Genomic DNA, 23,931 nt, shown 5'->3' with positions numbered 1-23,931 from the left:
CGCGATAAACCCCCAGGTGCAAACGCCGAATGCGGTTAATTCGGGGTAAAGGCCTAAAATGGCAGATGAGCACACACGATTGAATCAAGGACTGAGCATGCCTGAATTCCGTTACGAGGATCTTCTGCCAATTGGCGAAGATACCACCCCGTACCGCAAGATTTCCTCCGAAGGTGTCGAAGTTGTCGCCGGCCCGGATGGAAAGAACTTCCTGAAGGTCGCGCCGCAGGCACTGGAGCAGCTGGCCGAGACCGCGCTGCACGACATCTCGCACTACCTTCGCCCGGCCCACCTGCAGCAGCTGCGCAATATCCTCGACGACGAGGATGCCAGCCCGAACGACAAGTTCGTCGCCCTGGACCTGCTGAAGAACGCCAACATCGCCGCCGGCGGCATCCTGCCGATGTGCCAGGACACCGGTACCGCGATCGTCATGGGCAAGCGCGGCCAGCGCGTGCTGACCGAAGAGCAGGACGAGATCTCGCTCTCGCGCGGCATCTACAACGCCTACACCCGCCTGAACCTGCGCTACTCGCAGCTGGCTCCGATCACCACCTGGGAAGAGAAGGCCACCGGCAACAACCTCCCGGCGCAGATCGACCTCTACGCGAACACCAAGGACGGCGCTGACACCAGCTACAAGTTCCTGTTCATGGCCAAGGGCGGCGGATCGGCCAACAAGTCCTTCCTGTACCAGGAGACCAAGGCGATCCTCAACGAGAACTCGATGCTGAAGTTCCTCGATGAGAAGCTGCGCTCGCTGGGCACCGCCGCGTGCCCTCCGTACCACCTGTCCATCGTCATCGGCGGCACCTCGGCCGAGATGGCGTTGAAGACCGCGAAGTACGGTTCGGCCAAGTACCTGGATTCGCTGCCGACCGAAGGCGCGATGACCGGCCGCGGCTTCCGCGACACCGAGCTGGAAGACAAGGTCCTTGAGCTGACCCGCCACTTCGGCATTGGCGCGCAGTTCGGCGGCAAGTACTTCTGCCACGATGTGCGCGTGGTGCGCCTGCCTCGCCACGGCGCCTCGCTGCCGGTGGCCATCGCAGTATCCTGCTCGGCTGACCGCCAGATGCTGGCCAAGGTCACCGAAGAGGGACTGTTCGTCGAGCAGCTGGAAACCGATCCAGCCCGCTTCATGCCGGCGGAGGACCACCCGGCCCTGGCCGCGCACGACGACGAGACCGATGGCGTCACCGGCACCGGTGGCTCTTCGGTGGTCAAGATCGACCTGAACAAGCCGATGAGCGAAATCCTGGCCGAACTGACCAAGTTCCCGGTCAAGACCCGCTTGTCGCTGTCCGGTCCATTGGTTGTGGCCCGCGATATCGCACACGCCAAGGTCAAGGAACGCTTGGACGCTGGCGAGGAAATGCCGCAGTACCTCAAGGACCACCCGGTCTACTACGCAGGTCCTGCCAAGACCCCTGAAGGCATGCCTTCGGGTTCCTTCGGCCCGACCACCGCAGGCCGCATGGACTCCTACGTGGACCAGTTCCAGGCTGCCGGCGGCTCGATGGTCATGCTGGCCAAGGGCAACCGCTCCAAGCAGGTCACCGACGCATGCAACACCCACGGCGGCTTCTACCTTGGTTCCATCGGCGGCCCGGCGGCACGCCTGGCCCAGGATTGCATCAAGAAGGTCGAGGTGCTCGAATACGAGGAACTGGGCATGGAAGCGATCTGGAAGATCGAGGTCGAGGACTTCCCGGCCTTCATCGTTGTCGATGACAAGGGCGAGGACTTCTTCGCCGAGACCTTGAAGCCGACCTTCACCGGCATTCCGGTGCGCGCGAAGTAATTCTCCAGCGCTCTGGGCAGGAACCACCTGCCATGAACTGCTCCCCAAAATTTGGACTGTAGAAGCCAGCAACTTTTGGGGAGCATTTTCATGCCACCTGGCGCCACGCAACCTGGAAAACCGTTCCCGGGATTGCTCGCGGTGCGGAGGGCAGATTCCAGGATGCTCCCGCAAAAGGGAAGCCCCTTGCGCGAAGCTCAGAGGGGCAGGGTGCTGACGAGGCTACTTCGTGTGAACTTGCTGCTTCGCGTCCCGGGCACTAGTTAATATTGGACGCTAGTACTGGATGCCCCGCTGCACCCTGATTCGGGCACCGCCCAACGCCCAGCGGATTCGGGCAGAGCCGCGAAATGGCGACTCGCAGCAACAATGTTCGTGGTTCCGGCGGTTCTAGTGGAGCTGGCAGCGGCCTGTTCCAGACCGGACTACTGCGTGAAGCCGAAGCCCCAGTCGCGGTACGGCGGAAGGAAACGCAGGACCATCAAGTCCTCGTCCACGACCACATCTTCGCCCGCCTTCTTGGATTTTTCCTGCGGCTCTTCGTCTTTGGCTTTCGCGGGTTCTTTCTCGATAGCTGCCTTTGCTTCGCTTTGCTCGGCCTCCGCTATCGAGGCAGCCAGCATCTGGTGGTACTCTTCGAAAGTTTCCGCTCCGGAAGCAAGCATCGCTTCGGCATGCTCGACGCCGACATAGCGCACATGCCACGGCTCGTACTTGTAGCCGGTGATCTCTTCCTTGCCCTGGGGGTAGCGGATGATCAGGCCGTATTCCGCCGCGTGCTCGGCAATCCACAGGCCAGCCGGGGTCTGGCCGAATTCGGCTTTCAATTCGGCGCGGCTATCGGTGTAGCCCAGGTCTGCCGCCAAACCAAGCTGGTGCTCGCTGGTTCCGGGGCGCGCAGAAATCCGTTCGGCATAAGCGGTGCCGTACTTGGCTTGGTACTGGTTGAACAAGACCGCCTGGCGCTGGTACGAACGGTATGCGCTCAGCAGCTTGATCGAATGGCCGGCAGCGCGCGCATCAGCAATGAACGCTTCAACGGCCTCTGCCGCCTCAGGACGCAGGGTCATCGAGCTGCCGGCAACACCAACGAGCTTGCCGGGAACGTAGTCCTCCGGCGAAAGCTTCGTGGTGGGGTTGATCAAGGCCAAGGGGCTCGATGCCTTCGACAGCTGCGAGCTCTGGACAGCAGGCAGATCCTCGGCCGGCGCAGCGAGTGCGGCGGTGCCGGAGAGCAGCAATGCCGATGCGAGTACGGTGCCAGTCAGCGCGGAGGCTAGGCGCATGTTGAATAAACCCTTGAGTTGCGGAGCGATGATGGGAAATCCCACCTTAACGATAGCTGGAAACGCTGGGTAATTGGTGGGAAATCTGCGACCAGCTGGTGAACAGGATGCGGCCAGTGATCTCGACTCACTGTACATAATTGGCCTAATAGTTCGGCTGCCGGGGAAAGTCAGGATAAATTTATACGCGTGTTGTATTCAGATGGTGACATTCGTCGAGAAATAGCGTCCGGTGAGATTGGGCTAGAGCCCTTTGACCCGCAGATGGTCCAGCCCGCATCCGTGGATGTTCGACTTGACCGGTTCTTCCGGCTTTTCGATAACCACAAGTATGCGCACATCGATCCTTCGGTGGAGCAAGATGAACTGACGCGCCTGGTCGAGGTCGACCCCGATGAGCCATTCATCCTGCACCCGGGCGAATTCGTGCTCGGCTCGACCTACGAAGTGGTGACCTTGGGCCACGGCGTGGCCGCGCGGCTGGAAGGCAAGAGCTCCTTGGGCCGCCTTGGCCTGCTGACCCACTCCACCGCAGGGTTCATCGATCCAGGGTTCTCCGGCCACGTGACCTTGGAACTGTCCAACATGGCTACTTTGCCCATTAAGCTGTGGCCGGGATCGAAGATCGGCCAGCTGTGCTTCTTCAAGCTGACGTCGGACACCGAGCATCCATACGGTTCGGGACCCTACGGCAACCGCTACCAGGGCCAGCGTGGCCCCACGGCTTCGCGCAGCCACCTGAACTTCCACCGGACCATCATCGAGAACTAAGCGGCAGTACCGCTCAGGATCCCGCAAACGGAGCTGGCCCCCAACACTTGTTGGGGGCCAGCGCCGTTTGCGGCTGGAAGCTACGCGGTGACCTTCTTGGGCGACCGGATTGGCAGGAGCAGGAGCAGGCCGAGCGCCAAGACCACCAGGATGCCCAGGATGCCGTAACGCTGGGCTTGGCCGGATGCCACCAGCGGGGTAGCGATGGCGATGGCCCCGGCAAACAGCGCCGGTGCCAGGAAGGACACGGCGCGACCGGTGGTCGCGTACAACCCGAAGAGCTCTCCTTCGCGTCCTTCGGGAATCAAGCGCGAGAGGTAGGAACGGGAAGCTGCCTGTGCCGGTCCGACGAACAAGCACAGCAGCAGGCCGAAGATCCAGAAGCCCGCGGCTTCGGGGGAGAAGAAGACTCCGGCGCCGGCAACCAGCAGGCCGACTAGCGAACCGACAATGACCGCCTTCGGGCCCGCCACGTCATCGATGCGGCCGCCAAGCACCGCGCCCAGGGCCGCAACGACGTTGCCGACGATCGCGAAGATGATCACTTCGGTCAGTTCGAAACCGAAGGTGCCCGCGGCAATGACGCCGCCGAAGGTGAAGATGGCGGCCAGCCCGTCGCGGAAGACGGCTGAGGAGCAGAGGAAGAAGAGCAGGTTGCGGTCGCTGCACCACAGTTCCCTGATGTTGTTGAACAGCACCTTGTAGGTAAGCATCAGCGGGATTTTCTTCGAGGTGCTCGGTGGCGCTTCGGGGATCACGAAGAACAGCGGCAGCGCGAAGAGCAAGCACCAAGCGGCAGAGAACACTGCCACCCAGCGCAAGTTCAACGATTCTTCGGTGCTGGCACCTGGCCAGTCCATGATTGGCTGCACGAACAGGAAGAGCACCAGGGCGAGGGCGAGGATTCCGCCGACGTAGCCCATGCCCCAGCCGAAACCGGAGACCTTGCCGACCGTTGCCTTGGTGGAAATCTGGTTCAGCACCGCGTTGTAGTTCACGCCGGCGAATTCGCCGAAGACCGACATGGCCGCGACCAGGATCGCGCCGAACCAGAGGTAGGAAGGGTCGGGGTAGACGAAGAAGCAGGCCGCGCAGATGGCGACGAGAACCAGCGTGTTGACCACGATCCACAGCTTGCGCCGCCCGGCAACATCGGCGCGAAGCCCGGTGACGGGCACCAGCAGGGCGATGGCCAGGCCGCCGATGGCCAATGCCTGCGAGAGGACCAGCGACGCATGGTCGGTGTCGCCGAATAGCTCGCTGGTCAGATACACGGTGAACACGAAAGTGATCATGACAGCGTTGATCGCGGCTTGTCCCCAATCCCAGCTGGCCCACGCCCAGGTGTACTTATTAAGCCACTTTTCACGAATCGCCGACGGTTCGACCTGATTGATTCCCATGCTGGCATCGTACCTGCAACAGGTAATCAGGCGATGAATAGGAACGACCTTTTGGAGAATAGCGGCTAGCTTGGAAAATCAGCTGGTCGCGGAAAACGCAGGGAATATTCCTTAAAGGGCACATTCGTGCGATTGCAGGCAGGTCACGGCTGATAAAATTACAGATGCAGGCGCTTTTCGAAGTGCTCTGGATACTCTGCCCACCACCAGCCGACAGAGGAAAAGCGTGCTAATAATTCTCACTGCGCTGTTTGCCACCGCTGTTTTATGCCCATTAATATTCCGGGCCTTGAAACGAAACGGTTTTTACGTTGTGGCGGCCGTGCCCGCAGTGGGATTCATCTGGTTGCTGACCCGCATGCCGGCGGTGCTTTCTGCCGATAATTCCCTGGCCAATGGTGCGCCAAATGCGCCGCCATCGGTTCAAATGGAATGGATTCCCGGGCTGAATATCGCCCTGAATTTCCGCATGGATTCTTTGGCCGCGACAATCTTGCTGCTGATCCTCGGCGTGGGCGCGCTGGTGCTGTTCTATTGCGCCCGCTATTTCAAGAATGATGATCCGCAGATCGGCAGCTTCGCGGCGAAGATGGTCGCTTTCGCCGGAGCCATGACCGGCTTGGTCACGGCCGATGACATCATCATCATGTTCATCTTCTGGGAAATCACCAGCGTGCTTTCCTACCTGCTCATCGGTTTCAGCCAGGCCCTGATCACCGCGCGCCGTTCAGCCATGAACGCCCTGATCATCACGACCCTTGGCGGACTCGTGATGCTCGCCGGCATCTTGATGCTCGGCGCGGCGGCCGGCAGCTACCAGCTCTCGGAGATCATGGCATCGGCCGATGAACTGGTGGCCTTGGGGGCCTTCACCGATGTTGCGGTGGCGCTGATTATTGTCGGGGCGATCTCCAAATCGGCCCTGGTGCCTTTCCACTTCTGGCTGCCCGGCGCGATGGCCGCTCCGACTCCGGTGTCCGCGTACCTGCACGCGGCAGCCATGGTCAAGGCCGGCGTCTACCTGATCGCCCGCCTGGCCCCGGGCTTCGCCGAGACCACCCTGTGGGTCCCCATGACCGTAGGCATAGGTATTCTCACCATGCTCATCGGCGGTTACCGGGCGCTCAAGCAATACGACCTGAAGCTGATCCTGGCCTTCGGCACGGTCTCCCAGCTGGGCTTCATCATCGCGGTCTTCGGCTTCGGCACCCCCGAAGCGGCTTTTGCCGCACTGGCCATGACGCTGGCCCACGGCCTGTTCAAGGCGACGCTGTTCCTGAGCGTGGGCATCATCGACCACAACACCGGTACCCGCGATATCCGCAAGCTCAGCGGCTTGCGCCGTGCCATGCCGATCCTGGCCACGACCACCGGCATCGCCGCGGCGTCCATGGCCGGCGTGCCGCTGCTGTTCGGCTTCGTTGCCAAGGAAGCGGTCTACGAATCGGCCCTGCACCTGGAAACCGGCTGGGGGATGGCCGCGCTCGTCGGCATCCTGATGGGTGCGGCGCTGACCATGGCCTACTCGCTGCGCTTCTTCTTCGGGGCTTTCGGCGTGAAGAAAAAGAAGTTGCCTGCATTGCAGTGCAAGGCCCCGACACTGATCTTCCTGGCGCCCTTGCTGGTTCTTTCGGCAGCGACGCTGTTCCTGGGCCTGTACCCGCAGCTGGTGGAGCCGCTGGCCATCCACTGGTCGGCCGCGCAGGGCGGACCGGGCAAAATGCACCTGCTGCCATTTGCCGGCTTCAACGCGGCACTGGGACTGAGCGCCATTTCGGTGGGCTTGGGCCTGTGCTTCTTCTGGCTGCGTCACCGCACCGACACCGGCGCACCGCTGCGCCGCATGGTCACCTCGGCCGAGGAAATCTACCGCATGTCGGTGAACGTGCTGGACAAGGTGGCCATCTGGATCACCGGTCGCACCCAGCGTGGTTCGCTCTCCTTCTACCTGGGCGTCATCCTGGTCGTGGTGCTGGTGATCCCGCTGGCCATCGCGCTGACCGTCTACACCCCGTGGCCAACGAACTGGATCATCGCCGACCACCCGGCCCAGCTGCTGATCGGTGCGGTGATCATCGCCGGTGCGGTGGTCTCCATTACCGCGCCGAAGCGTTTCATGGCGGTGCTGATGGTTTCGGTGACCGGCTACGGCATGGTCGCGATCTTCGCCCTGCAAGGCGCCCCGGACCTGGCGCTGACCCAGCTGCTGGTGGAAACCATCGTGCTGGTTTCCTTCGTGCTCGCCTTGCGCGCCCTGCCCAAGCGACTGTGGGTGGGCCTGACCCGGATCAAGTGGGGCCGGGCCATCCTGTCGATCGCCTTGGCCGTGATGGTCGTCTACATTGCCATCGCGATGATGGCCGCCCGCAACGAGGCCCGCATTTCCCTGGCTTGGCCGGATCTGGCCTACTACGAGGGCTACGGCAAGAACATCGTCAACGTGGCCCTGGTGGACCTGCGCGTGTGGGATACCTTCGGGGAGATCACCGTGCTGGCCGCCGCGGCCACCGGTGTGGCATCGCTGATCTTCGCCGGACGCAGCTTCGGCAGCCGGGTCCGCGCCCATGAAGTCGCCCCGGGCACCATCGATTCGGGTTCCGAAGCGATCGGCACCAAGGAATCGAAGGAAACCGAGCTGCGCATTGCACGTCGCTTTGCCAGCAGCTCCAACCAGGACTGGCTGATGGCCGGCAGCACCCTGGTCGCTGAACGCCGCTCGATCATTTTCGAAGTCGTCACCCGATTGATCTTCCACACCGTGCTGATCATGTCCGTCTATGCGCTGCTCACCGGGCACAACACCCCCGGTGGCGGATTCGCCGGAGGGTTGATCGCGGGTCTGGCACTGACCATCCGCTATCTGGCCGGCGGCCGCGTGGAGTTGTCCGAATCGATGCGCATCGCACCGGGCATGCTGATCGGCGGGGGCATCGCCCTGGCTGGACTGGCCGGGGTCGTGCCGCTGCTGCTGGGCGACGAGATCTTCACAACGTACGCGGTGGAATTCTGGTTCTTCGGAGACCACAAGTTCGTCACCTCGACCATTTTCGACATTGGAGTGTACCTGGTGGTTCTGGGCCTCGTGCAGGATGTACTGCGCTCGCTGGGCAGTGAAATTGATTCGCTGTCCGAAGGCCGCAGCCCAGTGGATCGCCATGATGCGATCCAGGCCTCGCGGACGGGAGTTGGACGATGAGCGTGAACATCACCTTCCTGGTAGTCACCGGCGTGCTGCTGGCGGCCGGCTTCTACCTGGTGCTCGAACGCACCCTGACCCGGGTGCTGCTGGGCATCATGCTGCTGGGCAACGGCATCAACCTGCTGATCCTCACCAGCGGCGGGCGCAAGGGCGCGGCGCCGTTGTTCAAGCCGGATGCGGCGGCCGACTCGTACTCGGACCCGCTGCCGCAGGCCCTGATCCTCACCGCCATTGTGATCACCTTCGCGGTGACCGCCTTCCTGCTGGCGATGATCTACCGGTCCTGGACCCTGACCAGCGCTGATGAGCTCACCGATGACACCGAAGATATCAAGGTGTCCCAGAAGACCGCCTACGACGAGGAAGAAGACTCGCCAGTGGCCGAGGATACGACCGAATTCGTCGATGAAGAAGGACGCCCAGTGCGCGAGGGGGAAGAGTGAATTTCCTGGATCTAGCCCCTTTGGCCGTGGTGCTGCCGATCTTCGGCGCCGGGGCAGCCTTCCTGGCCCGCCGCCAGGTCCGCCTGCAGCGCCTGATCACCATCGGCATCCTGTGCCTGACCCTGGTGCTCGAAGCGGGAATGCTCGCCGCCGTATGGGGCGGGGAAAGCTATGCCATCCATATTGGCGGCTGGGAGTCGCCCTTCGGCATCGCCCTGATGGTCGACGGGTTCAGCGCCTTCATGCTGCTGGTCTCCACCGTCGTCTCGCTGGCTGTGCTGCTCTTCGCCACCAGCCAGGGCCTGGCCGACGGGGACGAGCCCGGACCGGTGTCGATATTCCACCCGGCGTACCTGATCCTGCTGGCCGGAGTGTCCAACGCCTTCCTGGCCGCTGACCTTTTCAACCTGTACGTCGGATTCGAAATCCTGCTCACCGCCAGCTACGTGCTGCTGACCTTGGGCGGTACCGCCGAGCGCATCCGCGCCGGTACCACCTATGTGGTGGTTTCCGTGGTTTCCTCGGTGATCTTCCTGATGGCCATCGCGATGACCTATGCGGCCACGGGCACGGTGAACATGGCTGACCTGGCGGTGAAGCTGCCCGAACTGGGCCAGGGCCCGCAGCTGATCTTGCATGTGCTGCTGCTGATCGCTTTCGGCATCAAGGCCGCGGTCTTCCCGCTGTCCCTGTGGCTGCCGGACTCCTACCCGACCGCACCGGCCCCGGTGACCGCGGTGTTCGCCGGGTTGCTGACCAAGGTGGGCGTCTACGCGATCGTCCGCACCGAAACCCTGCTCTTCCCGGGCGGCTCGGTCAATGCCGGACTGCTGGTGGTGGCCGCGCTGACCATGGTCATCGGTATCCTCGGTGCACTGGCGCAGACGGACTTCAAGCGCATGCTTTCCTTCACGCTCACCAGCCACATCGGCTACCTGATCTTCGGCGTGGCCGTGGGCGGGCCGCTGGCCATCGCCGCGACCATCTACTACGTGGGCCACCACATCATCGTGCAGACTTCGCTGTTCATGGTGGCGGGACTGATCGAACGCCGTGCCGGCAGCTCGAATGTCACCCGGCTCGGCTCGCTGGCCAAGCTTTCCCCGGCATTGGCCCTGCTCTTCTTCATCCCGGCCATCAATCTGGGCGGCATCCCGCCGTTCTCCGGATTCCTGGGCAAATTCGGGCTATTGCATGCGGCCGCGCAGGATGCCGATCCGCTGACCTGGGTCGTGATCGGCGCCGGATTGCTGACCAGCCTGCTGACCTTGATGGCGATCATCCGCGTGTGGGCCCGTGTGTTCTGGCGCCGTGCCGCTGATGCCGAGGTGCCCAACCAGGACCTGGTGGCCGAAGCGACGCAGGTCGCCGACGAGACGTTGGCCGGCGGCGCGCAGAACCCCCGCTTGGGGTTGAAACTGGCCAAGCAGCTGGAAGCCGACTCCTTGCCGTGGGGCATGCGCTACGCCACCGGTTCGCTGGTGCTTGCGGGCATCGCCCTGACCGTCTTTGCCGGGCCGATCTTCGAATTCTGCGAGCGGGTGGCTGCGGAACTGATCGCCCGCGAACCGTATATCAGCTCGATCTTGCCATTCTGATTGGAGGGATGATGCCGAATAAGAACTTTGAACCGCGTGACCAGCGCATTGACGATGCGCTGGATACCTCCGGTGTGCGCCACCGCGCGACACTCAAGCAGGAATGGCCGCTGCTTCTGCTGCTGCTCTTCGTCTGGGGTGCTCTCTGGCAGGACTTCTCCCTGGGGAACATGGTCTTCGGCGTGATCATCGCGCTGCTGATCGTGAACCTGTTCCCGCTGCCGCCGGTGGTCCTTTCGGGCCGGATCAATGCCTGGTACTGCCTGAAGCTGTTCATCTGGTTCCTCGGACAGGTCTTCGCGGCCAGCGTCCACGTGGCCTGGCTGGCGCTGGTCCGCGGGAAGCGCACCCGCAGCGCGGTCATTGCGGTCCCGCTGCGCACCGACTCGGACCTGATCGTGATGACCGTGGGCCACGTGCTCACGCTGATCCCGGGCTCCTTCGTGATCGACGTGGACCGCAGCTCGTCGACGCTGTACCTGCACTACGTCGATATCGAGTCGCCTGCGGACGTGGAGAAGGCGCGTGCCGGCATCCGGGACATCGAACGCCGGCTGATCATGGCTATTGGCAGCCGAGACGAGTACGAAGCGATCAAGAGCGAATGCGGACCGAACTTTGATGCGAGGAAGGGGTAACATGCTGGATATCGTCATTTGGATCTGCGGCATCATGCTCGGGCTCGGTGCTGTCGCTTGCCTGGTCCGTGTTGCCAAGGGGCCGTCAATCCTTGACCGGGTGCTGGCCCTGGACGTGATGCTGCTGATCATCTCCGCCGCGCTGTGCCTGGAAATGGTGCTGCACAAGCACACCGACTACTTGCTGTTCGTCGTGGCCGCCTGCATGCTCGGATTCATCGGTTCGGTGACCGTCTCTCGCTTCGTTTCGGATCAGAGGAACGCCTAATGGAACTCTTCCTCGATGTCCTCGTTGCCGTCCTGCTGATCCTTGGCTGCCTGATGTCATTGATCGCGGGCATCGGCTTGCTGACCTTCCCGGACATGCTCACCCGCATGCATGCAGCGACCAAACCGCAGGTGCTCGGTTTCCTGCTGATTTTCGCTGGGCTGGCCATTTACCTGCGCAGCTGGGCTGTGGTCCCGGTACTCGTGCTGGCCTGGGGAATGCAGCTATTGACCGCACCGGTTTCGGCCCACATGATTGGCCGTTCCGGCTACCGGACCAAGCACGCTGCCAAGGAAACCCTGTTCTCCGATGAGCTGAGCCACGTGGTCAACAAGGTCAACGGAACACCGCCGACCGGAACCACCCCGGTTTCCAAGACCGGATCGCCAGACGAACAAGATTGAGAAAAAGCGGGAGCCGCCCCTCTGGGCGGCTCCCGCTTTTGGCTCAACGCCGAAGCTTACTTGGTGAACTTGGCAACAACCTTGTTGGCGCTGCGATCAGCCACGGTCTGCAGGATTGCTGCGACCAGGGCCGAAACGACTGCGAAGCCCAAGGCACGGCGGAAAGAAGCTTCCGCTGCTTCCTCAGTGCCCTTGCGTGGTGCTTTGCTGCCGGTTGCCTTCAACCAAAGGAAATCAACCAGCTTGCCGCCGAGCATGCCAGCGCCAACGGTGATACCGGTAGTGGCAAGTTTCTGCACTTTATCCATTTTTTCCTCGCGATCAAGCTCTTGACATATCGTTCCTCTGCCCAGCATACCTGCGGTATGGTGGGGGAGCAGTAATTATTCCGACAGGGGAGCGTCAGACTTTTAAAAAAAGTCGCAAGACGCTGAGAGTGCGATAGATCGCAGACCCTCGAACCTGCCCCGGCTAGTACCGGCGAAGGAAGTCGAGCATCTCGGATGCGGATAGGCGCGGCAGTATGCCCTCATTCCGTCCATCTCCCCTCCTTTCCACAGGAGGACCAGCAATGAACGAAACAGTTTCGAAGCAGCGTACCGGCTGGCGTGTAGTTGATATCGTCGTCGCCTCGGTGATCGCCGTCGCTTCAGGGGTTATTTTCTGGGCGTGGAGTGCCGGCTATGGCCTGTTCTCACTCGCCTTTGCGGCTTTCCCGCCAGCCACCGCGCTGCTCACCGGCATGTGGCTCTTCCCGGCGGTGCTCGGCGCACTGATCATCCGCAAGCCAGGCGCCGCAATCTACTGCGAGCTGCTGGCCGCCGTAGTTGAAGCGCTGCTGGGCTCGCACTACGGCTTGACCGTACTGATCTCCGGCCTGGTCCAGGGCCTGGGTGCAGAGCTGGTCTTCGCAGCATTCCGCTACCGCAAGTGGAACCTGGGCGTGGCGCTGCTGGCCGGCTTGTTCGCCGGCTTGTTCGCCGGCATTTCCGAGGCCTACATCCTGGCCTACTATGTTGAGTACACCGCCGGAATGAAGATCTTCCACGTGATCGCCACCGGTATTTCCGGCGTAGTCGTCGCAGGGCTGCTGTCCTGGTTGGCCACGCGTGGACTGGCGAAGACCGGTGCATTGAGCGCCCTGCCGAGCCGGCGTGCGCACCTGGAAAGCGCAAAATGAGTTCCTTTGCCAATTCCGGCGCAGCCTCGCTGACCCAGCGCGGTGCCGCCATCACCGCAACGGGGTTCGGCTGGCAGCACTCCGAGAGGAAGAATCCTGCCATCTCGGGACTGGACCTTGTGATCCACGCCGGTGAGAAGGTGCTGCTGGTCGGTCCATCGGGCGCCGGCAAGTCAACCTTGCTGCACGCGATGGCCGGGTTGCTGGAAGCGGATGAGGACGATCAGGTCGCTGGCCGGCTGCTCATAGATGGCAGCGATGCCTTCATCCGGAGCCACCCGGTGGGCTTGATGCAGCAAGACCCGGAAACCCAGGTAGTGCAAAGCAGGGTCGCCGATGACGTGGCCTTTGGCGCCGAGAACCTCGGAATGGATCCCGAACTGATCCGCCAGCGGATCCCCGAAGTGCTGGACGCTGTGGGTCTGGGTGCGCTGTCCTTCGAGCACCGCACCCAGCAACTTTCCGGCGGGCAGAAACAGCGGTTGGCCTTGGCCGGCATTCTGGCCATGGAACCCAGCGTCATGCTGCTCGATGAACCGACTGCCAATGTGGACCCGCAGAGCATTGAGCTCTTGCGCGATGCGGTGCTGAACGCCGCGCGGCTTTCCGGTGCCACGCTGGTCGTCGTGGAACACCGGATTGAAGCCTGGGCGCAGCATGTGGACCGGGTTATCGTGCTGCAGCCCGGTGGGGGAGTCGCGCACGATCTGGACCCGCAGCAGCTGTACACCGATGAAACGGTGCGCGAGGAGCTGGCTGCTGCCGGGCTGTGGATTCCAGGCTACTTCCCGCAGGTGGCCCGGGCAACGAACGGTGCCGGTGCCACGCTGCTGGAAGCGCAGCAGCTGGTATCCGCCCGCACCGCCACGGCACCGCGCACCCAAGCGGTGGACGTGAATGTGCAAGCGGGCACCGCGACGGTGATTCGCGGCGAGAATGGCGCTGGAAAGTCGACGCTGGCCTTGACCTTGGGCGGATTGCTCGTCCCGGCCGACGGCGGGTTGGCGGCCACCGCGCAACTGGCCGACGGTCTGGGCAACTCCCCGTTTGCCTGGAAGGCCGGTGCATTGATTGGGCGGATCGGTTCGGTGTTCCAGGAACCCGAACACCAATTCGTGACCCAGAGCGTTCGGGAAGAGCTGGCTTTCGCTCCCAGCCGCGCGCAGGCCAGCAGCGCCGATGCGCCGAAATACGAGCCGGCCCAGGTCCAAGCGCGCGTGGACGCGTTGCTGGAACGCTTGGGCCTGGCGCATTTGGCAGACGCGAACCCGTTCACTCTCTCCGGGGGCGAGAAGCGGCGCTTGTCCGTGGCCACTGTTCTGGCCGCATCCCCCCAGGTGCTGATCCTCGACGAACCGACCTTCGGGCAGGATGCGAATACGTGGAGGGAACTGGCCGGGCTGCTGGTTGAGGAATTGCAGCAGGGCACCGCGATCATTGCTGTGACCCACGACGATCACTTTGCCTCGGTGCTCAAAGCAAGGAACCTGGTGCTCACTGCCGGCACCCCGGAAGCTGGTACCCCGCGACAGGGGCCGGTGCTTGATGCGCCGGTAGGGCATAGCTGGTTGGCGAAGATCAATCCGCTGGCCAAGCTCGGTGCGGTGGCTGCGGCAACACTGCCGTTGATCACCACCTTGGATTGGGTTTCGGCGCTGGTCGTGATCGTGGCGACCGTGGTGTTCTTCCCCCTGGCAGGGCTGAGCCCGCTGAAATTCCTCAAGCGCGCGTGGCCACTGCTGATTGCCGGAATCCTTGCGGCGTGGGGCATCGCCTTGGTGGGCCAGGATAGCGGCACGGTCTACGCCCAATTCGGCGCCTTCAGCATCACCGAGGGATCGGTGGCCGGGGGCATTGCCACCGGACTGCGCGCTTTCGCGCTGGCCATCCCGTGCATCTTGCTGCTGGCCACCACGAATCCAAGCGATTTGGGCGGGGCGCTGTCTCAGCAGCTGAAGGTACCCCACCGGTTTGTGCTCGGGGCCTTGGCCGGCATGCGATTGCTCGGGTTGATGGTGGAAGAATTCACCACGCTCACGCTGGCCCGGCGCGCTCGCGGTGTCGGGAACTTCGGCACCGTGGGCCAACGCATCAAGGCAACCCTGGGTCAGGTGCTGGCCTTGCTGGTGCAAGCGATTCGCCGCGCCGGACGGTTGGCCACCACGATGGAGGCCAAGGGGTTCGGCACGGCCAAGCGCACATGGATTCGCACGGCCACCTTCACCTGGCGTGATGGCATGGTGCTGGCCACGGGGATCCTGTTTGGCACGGCCGCAATGGCTGCGGCCGTGCTGGCAGGGACCTACAACTTGGTGTGGTCCTAGCGGATTGCTTCGCTCAGGGCGCTGAGCTCTTCATGGAGCTCAGCGTCCAGGCGCAACGGCTTGGCATCGATGGTGCGCACCGGGGTCAGCAGGCGGATGGAGGAAACCAGCCACACGCCATCGGCCTGATACAGGTCTTCCGGGCGCAACGGGCCGTAGCCCAGCTCCCAGCCATCCTGGGCCGCAGCGTCGAAAATGGCGCTTTGCGTGGTGCCTGGCAGGATGCCGGTTTCAAGCATCGGGGTCAGCAGCCGCTTGGTCTCGCCATCGCGCTGGGCTACCAGCACGGTCGAGGTCGGAGCTTCCAGGATGATCCCGTCGGCGGAGGTGAAAATGACATCATGGGCGCCGTGCTTGTGCGCGTAGCGCAGGGCGGCCATATTGATCGAATAGGAAAGGGTCTTGGCGCCCATCATGAGCCATGGCGCACGTTCGGCCAGCTTCGAGTCGTAGCCGCGATCCAGCATCAGGACATCCACACCGGTTTCACGCTGTTCCCTGCCCAAAGCCGGGGCAGGGGTCACGGTGACCCAGCAAATGGCAGGATCATTGTCGTGCTCGCCGCGCGCGGCGACCAGCTTGACCACCGCTTCTTCAGCGCCGCCGGTGGCATCGAAATCGGCCACAGCGGTATCTACCGCGGCAAACCAGCTGCGCGCATCGGGAATGGCCAAGTCGGCAACTTCAGCCGAGGTCGCCAAGCGTGCCAGGTGCGCTTCGAATTTGCGTACGGCCTGGTTGGTGTAGAGCATCGATTCAAAGATGCCATCACCTCGCGTGACTCCCTGTGCTGTGACCAGAAGTTGCGGTGCAGTGATGTCTGCAAGACGACCAGCCGGATAGGCCGGATCCAAGAATACAAGTGAGCTCATAAAGACAGATTATCGAACCCCAGCGTCTTCTGCGCGATTTCTGCAGGCGGAGATTCAGACAAGTCCGGCAATGTTCGATAAGCTAAGCGAAGGATTTTGGCCTGTACATCGCAGATCAGAGGCCGATAATGCCGAATTCGCGGGGTGTAGCCAAGGGGGTGCCCGAGTGTGGCCAAGTAATGAAGTCTTCTTGCAGATTGGCGGCGTTCTCTGGAGCGTGCTGGTCGCAATAGAGCTAGCGGTTCGCTACTTCATGATCGGCATCGTTCCGGGCAACCGGCGCCCCACCACCGCCATGGCATGGCTATTGGCTATCTTCTTCCTGCCCGTTGTGGGACTTGTCGCATACTGGCTTTTCGCCAATCCGCACCTGTCGCGCCGCCGCTTGGAAAAGCAGCGGCGTGCGCACGATGAAATCATGAAGGCCACGAGCCACATGCAGCTGCCCGAAGAATTCCATTCCCAGGAGGAATGGGTCGAATCGGCAGTCATGCTCAACCGCAATCTTGGTGCCATGCCGCTGGAAGGCGGCAACCAGGTAGAGGTCATCTCCGATTACCGGGCTTCGCTCGATGCCATGCGCAAGGAAATCGATAACGCCACCCGCTATGTGCACATCCAGTTCTACATCATGGGCGATGACCCGGATTATGTTGGACCGGTACTCGATGCGCTGGAAGCGGCCGCGGAGCGCGGCGTGCACGTCCGGTTGCTCTTCGACCACCTGGGAACCTTGCGCGTCAAGGGCTACAAGGATTTCAAGAAGCGGCTGAAGAAATCCGGTATCAACTGGCGCCCGATGCTGCCCATCGACCTGATTGGCCGTCGTTGGCGCCGCCCGGATCTGCGCAACCACCGCAAGATCCTCGTTGTTGATGGCGAGGTGGCCTTCACCGGAAGCCAGAACCTGATTGAACCCGGCTACAAGCGCGAGTCCTCGCATAAGGTGGGCCGCGAATGGGTTGAAATGATGCTCCGGGTCGAAGGTCCGCTGGTGCGCAGCCTCGACGTCACTTTCGCTACCGACTGGTGGCAGGAGGACGACGACCAGGAAGTGCTGATGGACATGGCCGAGGCCCGCCACCCGCTGGCCTATGAGGAACGTCCCGGTTCCACCCTGGCGCAGCTGCTGCCCAGCGGCCCCGGATACGGTACCGAGAACAACCTCAGGCTGTTCAATACGCTGATCTATTCGGCCTCCGAACGCCTGGAAATCACCAGCCCCTACTTCGTTCCCGACGATTCGCTGCTCTATGCCATCACCACTGCCGCCCAGCGCGGAGTAGAAGTGGAATTGTATGTTTGCGAAGAGGGCGACCAGTTCCTGGTGCACCACGCGCAGCAGTCCTACTACCAGCAGCTGCTGGAAGCCGGCGTGCGCATTCACCGCTACCCGGCACCGATGGTGCTGCATACCAAGTGCTTCACCGTGGATAACGACGTGGCCGTGGTGGGATCCTCGAATATGGACATGCGCTCATTCAGCCTGAACATGGAAATTTCCGTGATGCTGCTGGGCAAGGAAATGGTCGATGCGGTTAATCAGGTGCAGAACCACTACCGCGGGATTTCCTCGGAAATCACCCTCTCGCAGTGGCGCCGCCGTCCTCGCATGCAACGCTGGATCGACAACGTGGCGCGCTTGACGGCCACCTTGCAATAATTCAGTTGGCTTAAGTGTCTTGCGGGAAGCTGGCGCCCAGCGCTTGAAGCACGCCACGGGATTTGGTGATGACCTCGTCCCACTCTTCAGCGGGCACCGAATCAGCGGTGATTGCCCCGCCAAGGCCCAGGCTCAACCGCCATGACTGGTCAGCTAGCCGGTCGCACACCAGGGTTCGGATCACCACGGAGAAATCGGCGGCACCATCGGCACCCAGATACCCCACGGCCCCGGAGTACAGGCCGCGGGCACGGTGCTCTTCGAGCTCATCCAAGATGCTCATCGTGGACAGCTTCGGTGCACCGGTCATGGAGCCCGGCGGGAAAGCTTCGCGCAGGGCTTCGGCGGCCAGCTGCGGGGAGGATAGCGTGGCGTCGATGGTGGAGACCATCTGGTGCACGGTCGCGTAGGTTTCCACCGCGCACAGCCGGGCGACCTTCACCGACCCGGGAACCGCATGGTGCGACAGGTCGTTGCGCAACAGGTCAACGATCATGATGTTCTCGGCCCGGTCCTTGGGATGGGTGGCCAGATCATGCTTCAACGCGAGATCTGATTCTTCATTTTCGCCACGCGGCCGGGTGCCCTTGATCGGCTCGGCCCGCAACTGCCCGTCCTTGGACAGCGCGAGGAACCGTTCCGGTGAAATGCTGGCGATTTGCAGATCAGTGAAACGCAGGTAGTGGGCAAACGGTGCAGGGCTGGAGCGGCGCATCCGGCAGTAGGCCTCGAACGGATCGAACAGTTCGGCATGGGCCGTCAGTTCGGTCGTCAGGCAAACTTCGTAGGTGTTGCCTTCATAGATCTCGCGTTGGGCCTGGCGTATCTTCTGCTTGTAACCGGCTTCGGTATCCGCGCAGCTGAACTGCGGGATAGGCAACGGGTGGTGGGCGCGCAGTTCTGGAGGATTGCCCAACAGGATGCTCAGCGCTGCTGCCGGTTCGCTAATGCTGTGCAGATGCATCTGGCCTTCTTGATGGTCAATGACCACCACGGTATCCGGCGCAAAGAACTGGGCATCGGGGCGCACCCGCCCGGGTTCAACCACTGCCTGCAGATCCGCGGCGCCGAGCTCGCGCTTGAGCTCATAACCGAGGTACCCCACCCATGCCGGCAGCGGGTAGCCGACTTTAGCGGTGGTTCCGGCAGGCCAGAGGCCTGCCAGCGCGCGGAAGAAATCCTCGCCCAGCCGTACTTGCGCTCCGGGCAGGCTGACGGTCGTGCCGTGGCTGGTGGCGCTCAGTACCGGGGGCTGTTCTGCCGCCGAAAGCGCGATCACCGAGTAGCGGTTGCGTCCCAACGGGTCGTTGAGCTTATGGCTTGTTGATTCCAATAGTGCGGCATGCGGAAGGGACCGGGCCAGTTCCTCGAAGAGTGACGCCGTATCGTCTGGCGCCTCGTAGCTCTGGCGGAAGGTTGGGGCAATGGGGGACTGGTTGGAGCGGAGGCAAAGCTGGCGCATCATGGCCGGCAGGTAGCGGCAGGAACGCGCCCAGATCTCGATGGGGTCCTGGTCGTCAGGGGCATCAATGAGCAGGGTTGCTGCGGCGTGCGGCTGATGGGCCAGCAGGTAGCGTTCCTCTTGTTCGGCCCACATCTGCCAGTACGGACGGTAGGCCTGTCCATCGCGTGCCAGCGCCCGGTCGCGGCGGAAGCCTTCGGGTGCTTCCAGCCAGATCCCGATGTCGAGGAATTCTCGGGCGTCGGAATGGATCGCTCCTACGCCTTCGATGATCACTACCTCGGCCGGAGTGAAGTTCTTGGATGCGCCAAGGGCACCCGCGGCCCAATCCCAGGTGGGGTAGGTGATCGTGTTGCCTGCTGCGAGCTGAGGCAGGATCCGGTGGTAGAGATCGAAGGACCGGTGCAGCCCGTCCCAACCGTGGTAGAGCTCTTCAAGGCGCAAAATAGCTACGGAGGCGGTGGCTTCCAGGTATTTCGCTAGGTCTGTTGCAAAGGTGCTTTTGCCGGATCCGGAACGCCCGTCAATGGCAATCAGCGTTGGTCTAGCGGTTTCCACGAGAGGCGATGTTACTCCGCACGTAATCTACAAGGGCAGGCAGGGAAGCAGAAATGAGTTTCCAGGTCTCGCGGAAGTCTCCGGCATCACCGTACCAGGGGTCATAGATGCCCTGCTGGTCGTGCGGGGAGCTCGCGGTTCCCGGATCAAAGGAACGGAACATCCGCAGTTGCGGACGTTCGCTCGGATCGATTTCGGCCAATTCGGGAACGAGTTCCTCGAAGTGGTCGGTGTCCATCGCCAGTACGAGATCCATCTTGGCGATTTCGTCCGAGTCGATCTGGGCGGCAATGTGCTCAGATGCATCAAGGCCATGGCTGCGCAGAGTACTGGCAGCACGCTCATCGATGCGCTTGCCGACTTCACCGTCGGTGATGGCTCGCGATATGACCTCGACCTGCGAGACCTCGGCATCCTTGAGCGCATTCTTGAGCATGTACTCGGCCATAGGCGAACGGCAAATATTTCCCGTGCACACGATCATTATCCGGAACATGGCATCAGTCTATGGGCACAAGGCGATTCGATCGATAGCTACGCGCCCGTTTCCCGGCAACAAATCGGCAACGATTCGGAAATTGGCCCGGGAATCGGTTCACGGCTAGGAGTTCTACGGCAAGAGCGGGCGAAAATGCTAGTGCATGAGCAGCAGGAGCGCGGCGACCAGGATGAACAGTACGCCGAAGAGGATGTTCAGCAGCTTGGCGCCGCGGTAGGTCGCGGTGAAGCGCTGGAAGGTGCGGGCCGTGCCGGCAAAGAAGAAGAACATCACCGCGATGTCCACCACGATGACCGTGCCGATGAAGATGGCGTATTGGGCCAGGAGCGGCTGATCGGTGCGGATGAACTGCGGGGTGAAAGCCAAGAAGAAGACGATGGCCTTCGGATTGAGCAGGTTGACCAGGATGCCCCGGTTGAGCATGGACCAGCGGGTCAGGCGGTGCCCGGTGCTGGTTCCATCGGAGGCGACCTCCGGCTTGGAAAGCAGCATGCGGATACCGAGATACACCAGATAGGCAGCGCCTGCGTAGCGGATGATGGCGAACAGCAACGGCGAGCTGGCCACGAGCAAACCGACTCCTGCGGCAACGATCACCACGTGGATCAGCAAGGCGATCTGCTGCCCGAGCACGCCCCAAATGGAAGCACGCCAGCCTTGGCGCATTGAATTGCTCATCGTGTTGATGGCTCCGGCGCCGGGGGTGAAGCTGATGACGATGCAGGCGCTGAGAAGGGATATCCAGAGTGAAAGGGTCACTGCTTAAGGCTAGTGTCCGTCCCGCTCTTGGCTGGTTTCGTTGCCCGCTGTGTTACGACTTCTTCGCGCGCGCTGTCCACGCCGGCGACGGCTTCTGCCATGAAGCGGGCTATGACCTGCAGCTGCTGCTCGTCGTAGTGGCTGATCACTTCCCGCATTTTGGCACCTAGCGGCATGAACATTTCCATGCCCTTGCCGCGGGCTTTGGGTGTCATGGCGATGCGGATGACACGGCGATCCCGGTCCGAGCGCTGGCGCTCGATCATTCCCAGTTTTTCCAGGCGGTCGAGCATGGCGGTGGTAGCCGGGGAACTCAGTTGCAGGTCGCGGCTCAGGTCGCGCGGGGAAGGCAGAAGGCTGCGCTGCTCGTATTTCATGATGATCGACAGCGCATTCATATCCGTGCGGTGCGTTGCGTAAAGTGCTCCGGTGGACTCAACGTAGCGGTCCGAGGCTTGGCCGAATTCCTGCAGGAGCATGACCAAATTGTGCTGTTCTCTTGCGCTCATAGGCGCAATCCTAGTCGGAAAAGCATTTAATAGCCTGGGAAGTATTTCTACGATGGAAGTAAGTCTTGTAGTATGGCATTCGGATCGCCCTTTGATCCACCGCCAGCAATCACGAGTGAGGACGGATCAGTGGCGCATGTAGCGAAAACCGACCAGCCATCGGGCAAGAAGCGATTGGACAAGAAGGGTATCGGCATCAGGGCAGGAATCTACGCCCTGCTGATCATCCTCTGGCTGGGTGTAGCAGGAATCGGCGGCCCGACCTTCGGCAAGCTTTCCGAGGTCCAGACCAACGACCAGACCTCCTTCCTCCCGGCCACCGCCGAAGCAACCGAAGCCCTGGAATGGCAGAATAAATTCCGCTCCACCGAAGCAATCCCAGCGGTGGTCCTGCTCACCAGCGATGGCGAGGTCAGCAAGGAAACTGCTGGAGGGATCGGCGAGGCGCTGAAGGACTTCACGCATCTGGACGGGCAGATCACCGGGCCCTTCCTCTCCGAAGACGGCAAGGCCGCTGAATTCATCGTTCCGGTCTCCGGCGAGGTGGAGGCCGATACCGGAGTCGAAGAGCTGCGTTCGCTCCTGGCCGCCGAGAAGCCCGAAGGCACCACCGCCTATGTCACTGGGCCGGCAGGCTTCAGCGCCGACCTGGTCGAGGCCTTCGGCGGCATCGACGGCGTGCTGCTGGGCGTGGCCCTGGTAGCTGTGCTGGTGATCCTGCTGCTGGTCTACCGTTCGATCCTGCTTCCCTTCACGGTGCTGCTCACCTCGGTCGTCGCGCTGTGCGCGGCAATTGTCGCGGTGTACTTCATGGCATCCGAAGGCTGGATCCGGCTCGACGGCCAGGCCCAGGGCATCTTGTCCATCCTGGTCATCGGTGCGGCTACCGACTACTCGCTGCTGTTCGTGGCCAGGCACAAGGAAGCGCTCATGGCCGGCCAGGACAAGTGGCAGGCCGTGGCTTCCGCATGGAAAGGCTCGCTGGAACCGATTGTCGCTTCGGGCGGCACCGTGACGGTGGGCCTGCTGTGCCTGCTGTTCTCCGATCTGAACTCCAATAAGGCACTGGGACCCATTGGCGCCTCGGGCATCATCTTCTCGATCATTGCCGCGTTGACGTTCCTGCCGGCGGTGCTCGGCTTGCTGGGACGGGCCGCTTACTGGCCCTTCCCGCCCAAGCCGGCGGCCGTGGACGCCCAAGGCCAGGAGAAGGAAGGCTTGTGGGGCCGCATCGCGCGGTTCGTTGCCAGCCATCCGCGCCCGATCTGGATCATCACCGCTCTGGTGCTCGCCGTGGGAGCGCTGGGCATGACCCAGCTCAAGGCCCATGGCGTGCCACAGAGCGAGCTGGTCGTAGGCGGTTCGGAGTCGCGTGACGGGCAGATCGCCCTGGGCGAGCACTTCCCTGGCGGCTCGGGATCCCCGGCCACGGTGATTGTCGATGAAGCCGAAGCGCAGACGGCCCTGGAAAAGGCCCTTGATGTCACCGGCGTGGATTCGGCCTACTTGCAGGCTGAAGACGGCGGACCGGCCATGGCCGCCCGCGGGGCCGAGCCAATGAGCGTCGAAGGCCGCAACCTGATGTCGGTGACGCTGGCCGATGCGGCCGACTCGGATGCCGCCAAGCAGACCGTGGTCGAACTGCGCGAGCAGCTGCATGCGGTCGACGCCGACGCGCTGGTCGGCGGCACCACTGCGACCCAGCTCGATACCAACGAGACGGCCATCGCGGATCTGTTCAAGATCATTCCGATTACCCTCCTGGCCATTTTGCTGATCTTGATGCTGCTGCTGCGTTCCATTCTGGCTCCGGTGCTGCTGATCCTGACCACCGTGCTGTCCTACGGCACGGCGATGGGTGTCAGTGCGCTGGTCTTCAACAATGTCTTCGGCTACGTGGGTGCCGATCCATCCGTACCGCTGTTCGGCTTCGTCTTCCTGGTGGCGCTGGGCGTTGACTACAACATCTTCTTGATGACCCGTGTGCGCGAGGAATCCTTGAAGCGCGGAACCCGTGAGGGCATGCGGGTGGGCTTGAAGGTCACCGGCGGCGTGATTACCTCCGCCGGCGTGGTGCTTGCCGCTACCTTCGCCGCACTGGGTGTGGTGCCAATCATGTTCCTGGGCCAGTTGGGCTTCATCGTGGCCTTCGGGGTGCTCTTGGATACCTTCGTCGTGCGAAGCCTGCTGGTGCCGGCGCTGGTCGAAGAAATCGGACCTAAGGTCTGGTGGCCCTCGAAATTGGCGAAGAAGGAATTCGAGCTGAACTAGGCAGCGCGGTGGACTGTCCC

General features: G+C 62.4%; 20 protein-coding genes and 1 riboswitch. Of the genes, 12 read left to right on the top strand and 8 right to left on the bottom strand.

Translation table 11 applies throughout. The features are described from left to right. The first annotated feature begins 97 nt into the window (after window positions 1-97). The gene (locus ACIP6G_RS03725) at window positions 98-1,804 is read left to right on the top strand and encodes a fumarate hydratase (protein WP_332485900.1); all 1,707 of its coding nucleotides are present in this window, start codon (window positions 98-100) and stop codon (window positions 1,802-1,804) included. Between the two features lie 425 nt (window positions 1,805-2,229). On the opposite strand, the gene ACIP6G_RS03720 is transcribed toward ACIP6G_RS03725, so the two are convergent. After that, complete coding sequence (locus ACIP6G_RS03720) at window positions 2,230-3,090, bottom strand: M15 family metallopeptidase (RefSeq protein WP_181148811.1); 861 nt, start codon at window positions 3,088-3,090, stop codon at window positions 2,230-2,232. A gap of 189 nt (window positions 3,091-3,279) precedes the next feature. On the opposite strand from ACIP6G_RS03720, the gene dcd reads away from it, so the two are divergent. Further along, window positions 3,280-3,861 carry a dCTP deaminase gene (gene dcd / locus ACIP6G_RS03715; protein WP_013349886.1) on the top strand — a complete coding sequence of 194 codons (582 nt, stop codon included), beginning with the start codon at window positions 3,280-3,282 and terminating at the stop codon, window positions 3,859-3,861. An 80-nt stretch (window positions 3,862-3,941) separates the two neighbouring features. Here the strand turns inward: dcd and ACIP6G_RS03710 are convergent, their stop codons facing one another. Then, on the bottom strand, window positions 3,942-5,264 hold the full coding sequence (locus tag ACIP6G_RS03710) for an MFS transporter (RefSeq protein ID WP_400288687.1): 1,323 nt from the start codon (window positions 5,262-5,264) through the stop codon (window positions 3,942-3,944). Window positions 5,265-5,490: 226 nt separating this feature from the next. Between ACIP6G_RS03710 and ACIP6G_RS03705 the strand changes: the two genes are divergently transcribed. Genes ACIP6G_RS03705 through mnhG form a run of 6 tightly spaced genes read left to right on the top strand, consistent with a single transcriptional unit; the run spans window position 5,491 to window position 11,814 of the window. Further along, window positions 5,491-8,460 carry a Na+/H+ antiporter subunit A gene (locus ACIP6G_RS03705; RefSeq protein ID WP_400288685.1) on the top strand — a complete coding sequence of 990 codons (2,970 nt, stop codon included), beginning with the start codon at window positions 5,491-5,493 and terminating at the stop codon, window positions 8,458-8,460. Continuing rightward, entirely contained in the window at window positions 8,457-8,906 is a 450-nt protein-coding gene (locus ACIP6G_RS03700; protein WP_105657017.1) for a Na(+)/H(+) antiporter subunit C, read from the top strand. Before ACIP6G_RS03705 ends, ACIP6G_RS03700 begins: the two co-directional genes overlap by 4 nt. Then, entirely contained in the window at window positions 8,903-10,504 is a 1,602-nt protein-coding gene (locus tag ACIP6G_RS03695; protein WP_105657016.1) for a Na+/H+ antiporter subunit D, read from the top strand. The genes ACIP6G_RS03700 and ACIP6G_RS03695 overlap by 4 nt, the downstream gene beginning before the upstream one ends. An 8-nt stretch (window positions 10,505-10,512) precedes the next feature. Then, the gene (locus ACIP6G_RS03690) at window positions 10,513-11,142 is read left to right on the top strand and encodes a Na+/H+ antiporter subunit E (protein WP_400288682.1); all 630 of its coding nucleotides are present in this window, start codon (window positions 10,513-10,515) and stop codon (window positions 11,140-11,142) included. Window position 11,143: 1 nt separating this feature from the next. Then, the gene (locus ACIP6G_RS03685) at window positions 11,144-11,410 is read left to right on the top strand and encodes a monovalent cation/H+ antiporter complex subunit F (RefSeq protein WP_105657014.1); all 267 of its coding nucleotides are present in this window, start codon (window positions 11,144-11,146) and stop codon (window positions 11,408-11,410) included. Beyond that, entirely contained in the window at window positions 11,410-11,814 is a 405-nt protein-coding gene (gene mnhG / locus ACIP6G_RS03680) for a monovalent cation/H(+) antiporter subunit G (RefSeq protein WP_400288680.1), read from the top strand. Before ACIP6G_RS03685 ends, mnhG begins: the two co-directional genes overlap by 1 nt. 56 nt (window positions 11,815-11,870) lie before the next feature. Here the strand turns inward: mnhG and ACIP6G_RS03675 are convergent, their stop codons facing one another. Further along, window positions 11,871-12,122, bottom strand: coding sequence for a DUF4235 domain-containing protein (locus tag ACIP6G_RS03675; RefSeq protein ID WP_286134132.1), 252 nt, complete (start codon window positions 12,120-12,122; stop codon window positions 11,871-11,873). 75 nt (window positions 12,123-12,197) lie between these two features. Then, window positions 12,198-12,320: riboswitch (TPP riboswitch) on the top strand. 65 nt (window positions 12,321-12,385) lie between these two features. Here ACIP6G_RS03675 and ACIP6G_RS03670 point away from each other — a divergent pair. Further along, window positions 12,386-12,994: an ECF transporter S component gene (locus tag ACIP6G_RS03670; protein ID WP_105657012.1), complete on the top strand. Its 609-nt coding sequence runs from the start codon at window positions 12,386-12,388 to the stop codon at window positions 12,992-12,994. Then, complete coding sequence (locus tag ACIP6G_RS03665) at window positions 12,991-15,318, top strand: ATP-binding cassette domain-containing protein (protein WP_400288677.1); 2,328 nt, start codon at window positions 12,991-12,993, stop codon at window positions 15,316-15,318. Before ACIP6G_RS03670 ends, ACIP6G_RS03665 begins: the two co-directional genes overlap by 4 nt. On the opposite strand, the gene ACIP6G_RS03660 is transcribed toward ACIP6G_RS03665, so the two are convergent. Continuing rightward, the gene (locus ACIP6G_RS03660; protein WP_105657010.1) at window positions 15,315-16,190 is read right to left on the bottom strand and encodes an aminodeoxychorismate lyase; all 876 of its coding nucleotides are present in this window, start codon (window positions 16,188-16,190) and stop codon (window positions 15,315-15,317) included. The two genes, ACIP6G_RS03665 and ACIP6G_RS03660, sit on opposite strands and share 4 nt — an antisense overlap. 166 nt (window positions 16,191-16,356) lie before the next feature. Here ACIP6G_RS03660 and cls point away from each other — a divergent pair, with 166 nt between their 5' ends. Then, window positions 16,357-17,853, top strand: a complete 1,497-nt coding sequence (gene cls / locus ACIP6G_RS03655) for a cardiolipin synthase (protein WP_286134130.1) — start codon at window positions 16,357-16,359, stop codon at window positions 17,851-17,853. A gap of 10 nt (window positions 17,854-17,863) precedes the next feature. Here the strand turns inward: cls and ACIP6G_RS03650 are convergent, their stop codons facing one another. The 4 genes from ACIP6G_RS03650 to ACIP6G_RS03635 all read right to left on the bottom strand — a co-directional run bounded on the left by ACIP6G_RS03650 (window position 17,864) and on the right by ACIP6G_RS03635 (window position 21,640). Then, a complete protein-coding gene (locus tag ACIP6G_RS03650; protein ID WP_400288674.1) occupies window positions 17,864-19,873 on the bottom strand; it encodes a chorismate-binding protein in 2,010 nt (669 codons plus the stop codon). After that, the gene (locus tag ACIP6G_RS03645; RefSeq protein WP_105657007.1) at window positions 19,860-20,369 is read right to left on the bottom strand and encodes a low molecular weight protein-tyrosine-phosphatase; all 510 of its coding nucleotides are present in this window, start codon (window positions 20,367-20,369) and stop codon (window positions 19,860-19,862) included. Before ACIP6G_RS03645 ends, ACIP6G_RS03650 begins: the two co-directional genes overlap by 14 nt. A gap of 138 nt (window positions 20,370-20,507) precedes the next feature. Beyond that, a complete protein-coding gene (locus ACIP6G_RS03640; RefSeq protein ID WP_133833557.1) occupies window positions 20,508-21,131 on the bottom strand; it encodes a LysE family transporter in 624 nt (207 codons plus the stop codon). Further along, window positions 21,128-21,640 carry a MarR family winged helix-turn-helix transcriptional regulator gene (locus ACIP6G_RS03635; protein WP_400288671.1) on the bottom strand — a complete coding sequence of 171 codons (513 nt, stop codon included), beginning with the start codon at window positions 21,638-21,640 and terminating at the stop codon, window positions 21,128-21,130. The genes ACIP6G_RS03640 and ACIP6G_RS03635 overlap by 4 nt, the downstream gene beginning before the upstream one ends. A 129-nt stretch (window positions 21,641-21,769) precedes the next feature. On the opposite strand from ACIP6G_RS03635, the gene ACIP6G_RS03630 reads away from it, so the two are divergent. After that, window positions 21,770-23,911: an MMPL family transporter gene (locus ACIP6G_RS03630; protein ID WP_332594639.1), complete on the top strand. Its 2,142-nt coding sequence runs from the start codon at window positions 21,770-21,772 to the stop codon at window positions 23,909-23,911. The last annotated feature ends 20 nt before the right edge of the window (window positions 23,912-23,931 follow it).

It is taken from the genome of Glutamicibacter sp. NPDC088483, from assembly GCF_044753145.1.
Classification (GTDB): Bacteria; Actinomycetota; Actinomycetes; order Actinomycetales; family Micrococcaceae; genus Glutamicibacter.
Note: the sequence above shows the minus strand (reverse complement) of the source record. Positions and strands in the feature narration are given on the sequence as shown.

Excerpts from the sequence above, each read along its gene's own strand:
- mnhG (WP_400288680.1), top strand. The coding sequence starts at position 11,410 with ATGGAACTCTTCCTCGATGTCCTCGTTGCCGTCCTGCTGATCCTTGGC.
- ACIP6G_RS03645 (WP_105657007.1), bottom strand. The coding sequence starts at position 20,369 with ATGTTCCGGATAATGATCGTGTGCACGGGAAATATTTGCCGTTCGCCT.
- ACIP6G_RS03690 (WP_400288682.1), top strand. The coding sequence starts at position 10,513 with ATGATGCCGAATAAGAACTTTGAACCGCGTGACCAGCGCATTGACGAT.
- ACIP6G_RS03710 (WP_400288687.1), bottom strand. The coding sequence starts at position 5,264 with ATGGGAATCAATCAGGTCGAACCGTCGGCGATTCGTGAAAAGTGGCTT.
- ACIP6G_RS03700 (WP_105657017.1), top strand. The coding sequence starts at position 8,457 with ATGAGCGTGAACATCACCTTCCTGGTAGTCACCGGCGTGCTGCTGGCG.
- ACIP6G_RS03670 (WP_105657012.1), top strand. The coding sequence starts at position 12,386 with ATGAACGAAACAGTTTCGAAGCAGCGTACCGGCTGGCGTGTAGTTGAT.
- ACIP6G_RS03685 (WP_105657014.1), top strand. The coding sequence starts at position 11,144 with ATGCTGGATATCGTCATTTGGATCTGCGGCATCATGCTCGGGCTCGGT.
- ACIP6G_RS03635 (WP_400288671.1), bottom strand. The coding sequence starts at position 21,640 with ATGAGCGCAAGAGAACAGCACAATTTGGTCATGCTCCTGCAGGAATTC.
- ACIP6G_RS03720 (WP_181148811.1), bottom strand. The coding sequence starts at position 3,090 with ATGCGCCTAGCCTCCGCGCTGACTGGCACCGTACTCGCATCGGCATTG.
- ACIP6G_RS03665 (WP_400288677.1), top strand. The coding sequence starts at position 12,991 with ATGAGTTCCTTTGCCAATTCCGGCGCAGCCTCGCTGACCCAGCGCGGT.
- ACIP6G_RS03660 (WP_105657010.1), bottom strand. The coding sequence starts at position 16,190 with ATGAGCTCACTTGTATTCTTGGATCCGGCCTATCCGGCTGGTCGTCTT.
- ACIP6G_RS03675 (WP_286134132.1), bottom strand. The coding sequence starts at position 12,122 with ATGGATAAAGTGCAGAAACTTGCCACTACCGGTATCACCGTTGGCGCT.
- ACIP6G_RS03725 (WP_332485900.1), top strand. The coding sequence starts at position 98 with ATGCCTGAATTCCGTTACGAGGATCTTCTGCCAATTGGCGAAGATACC.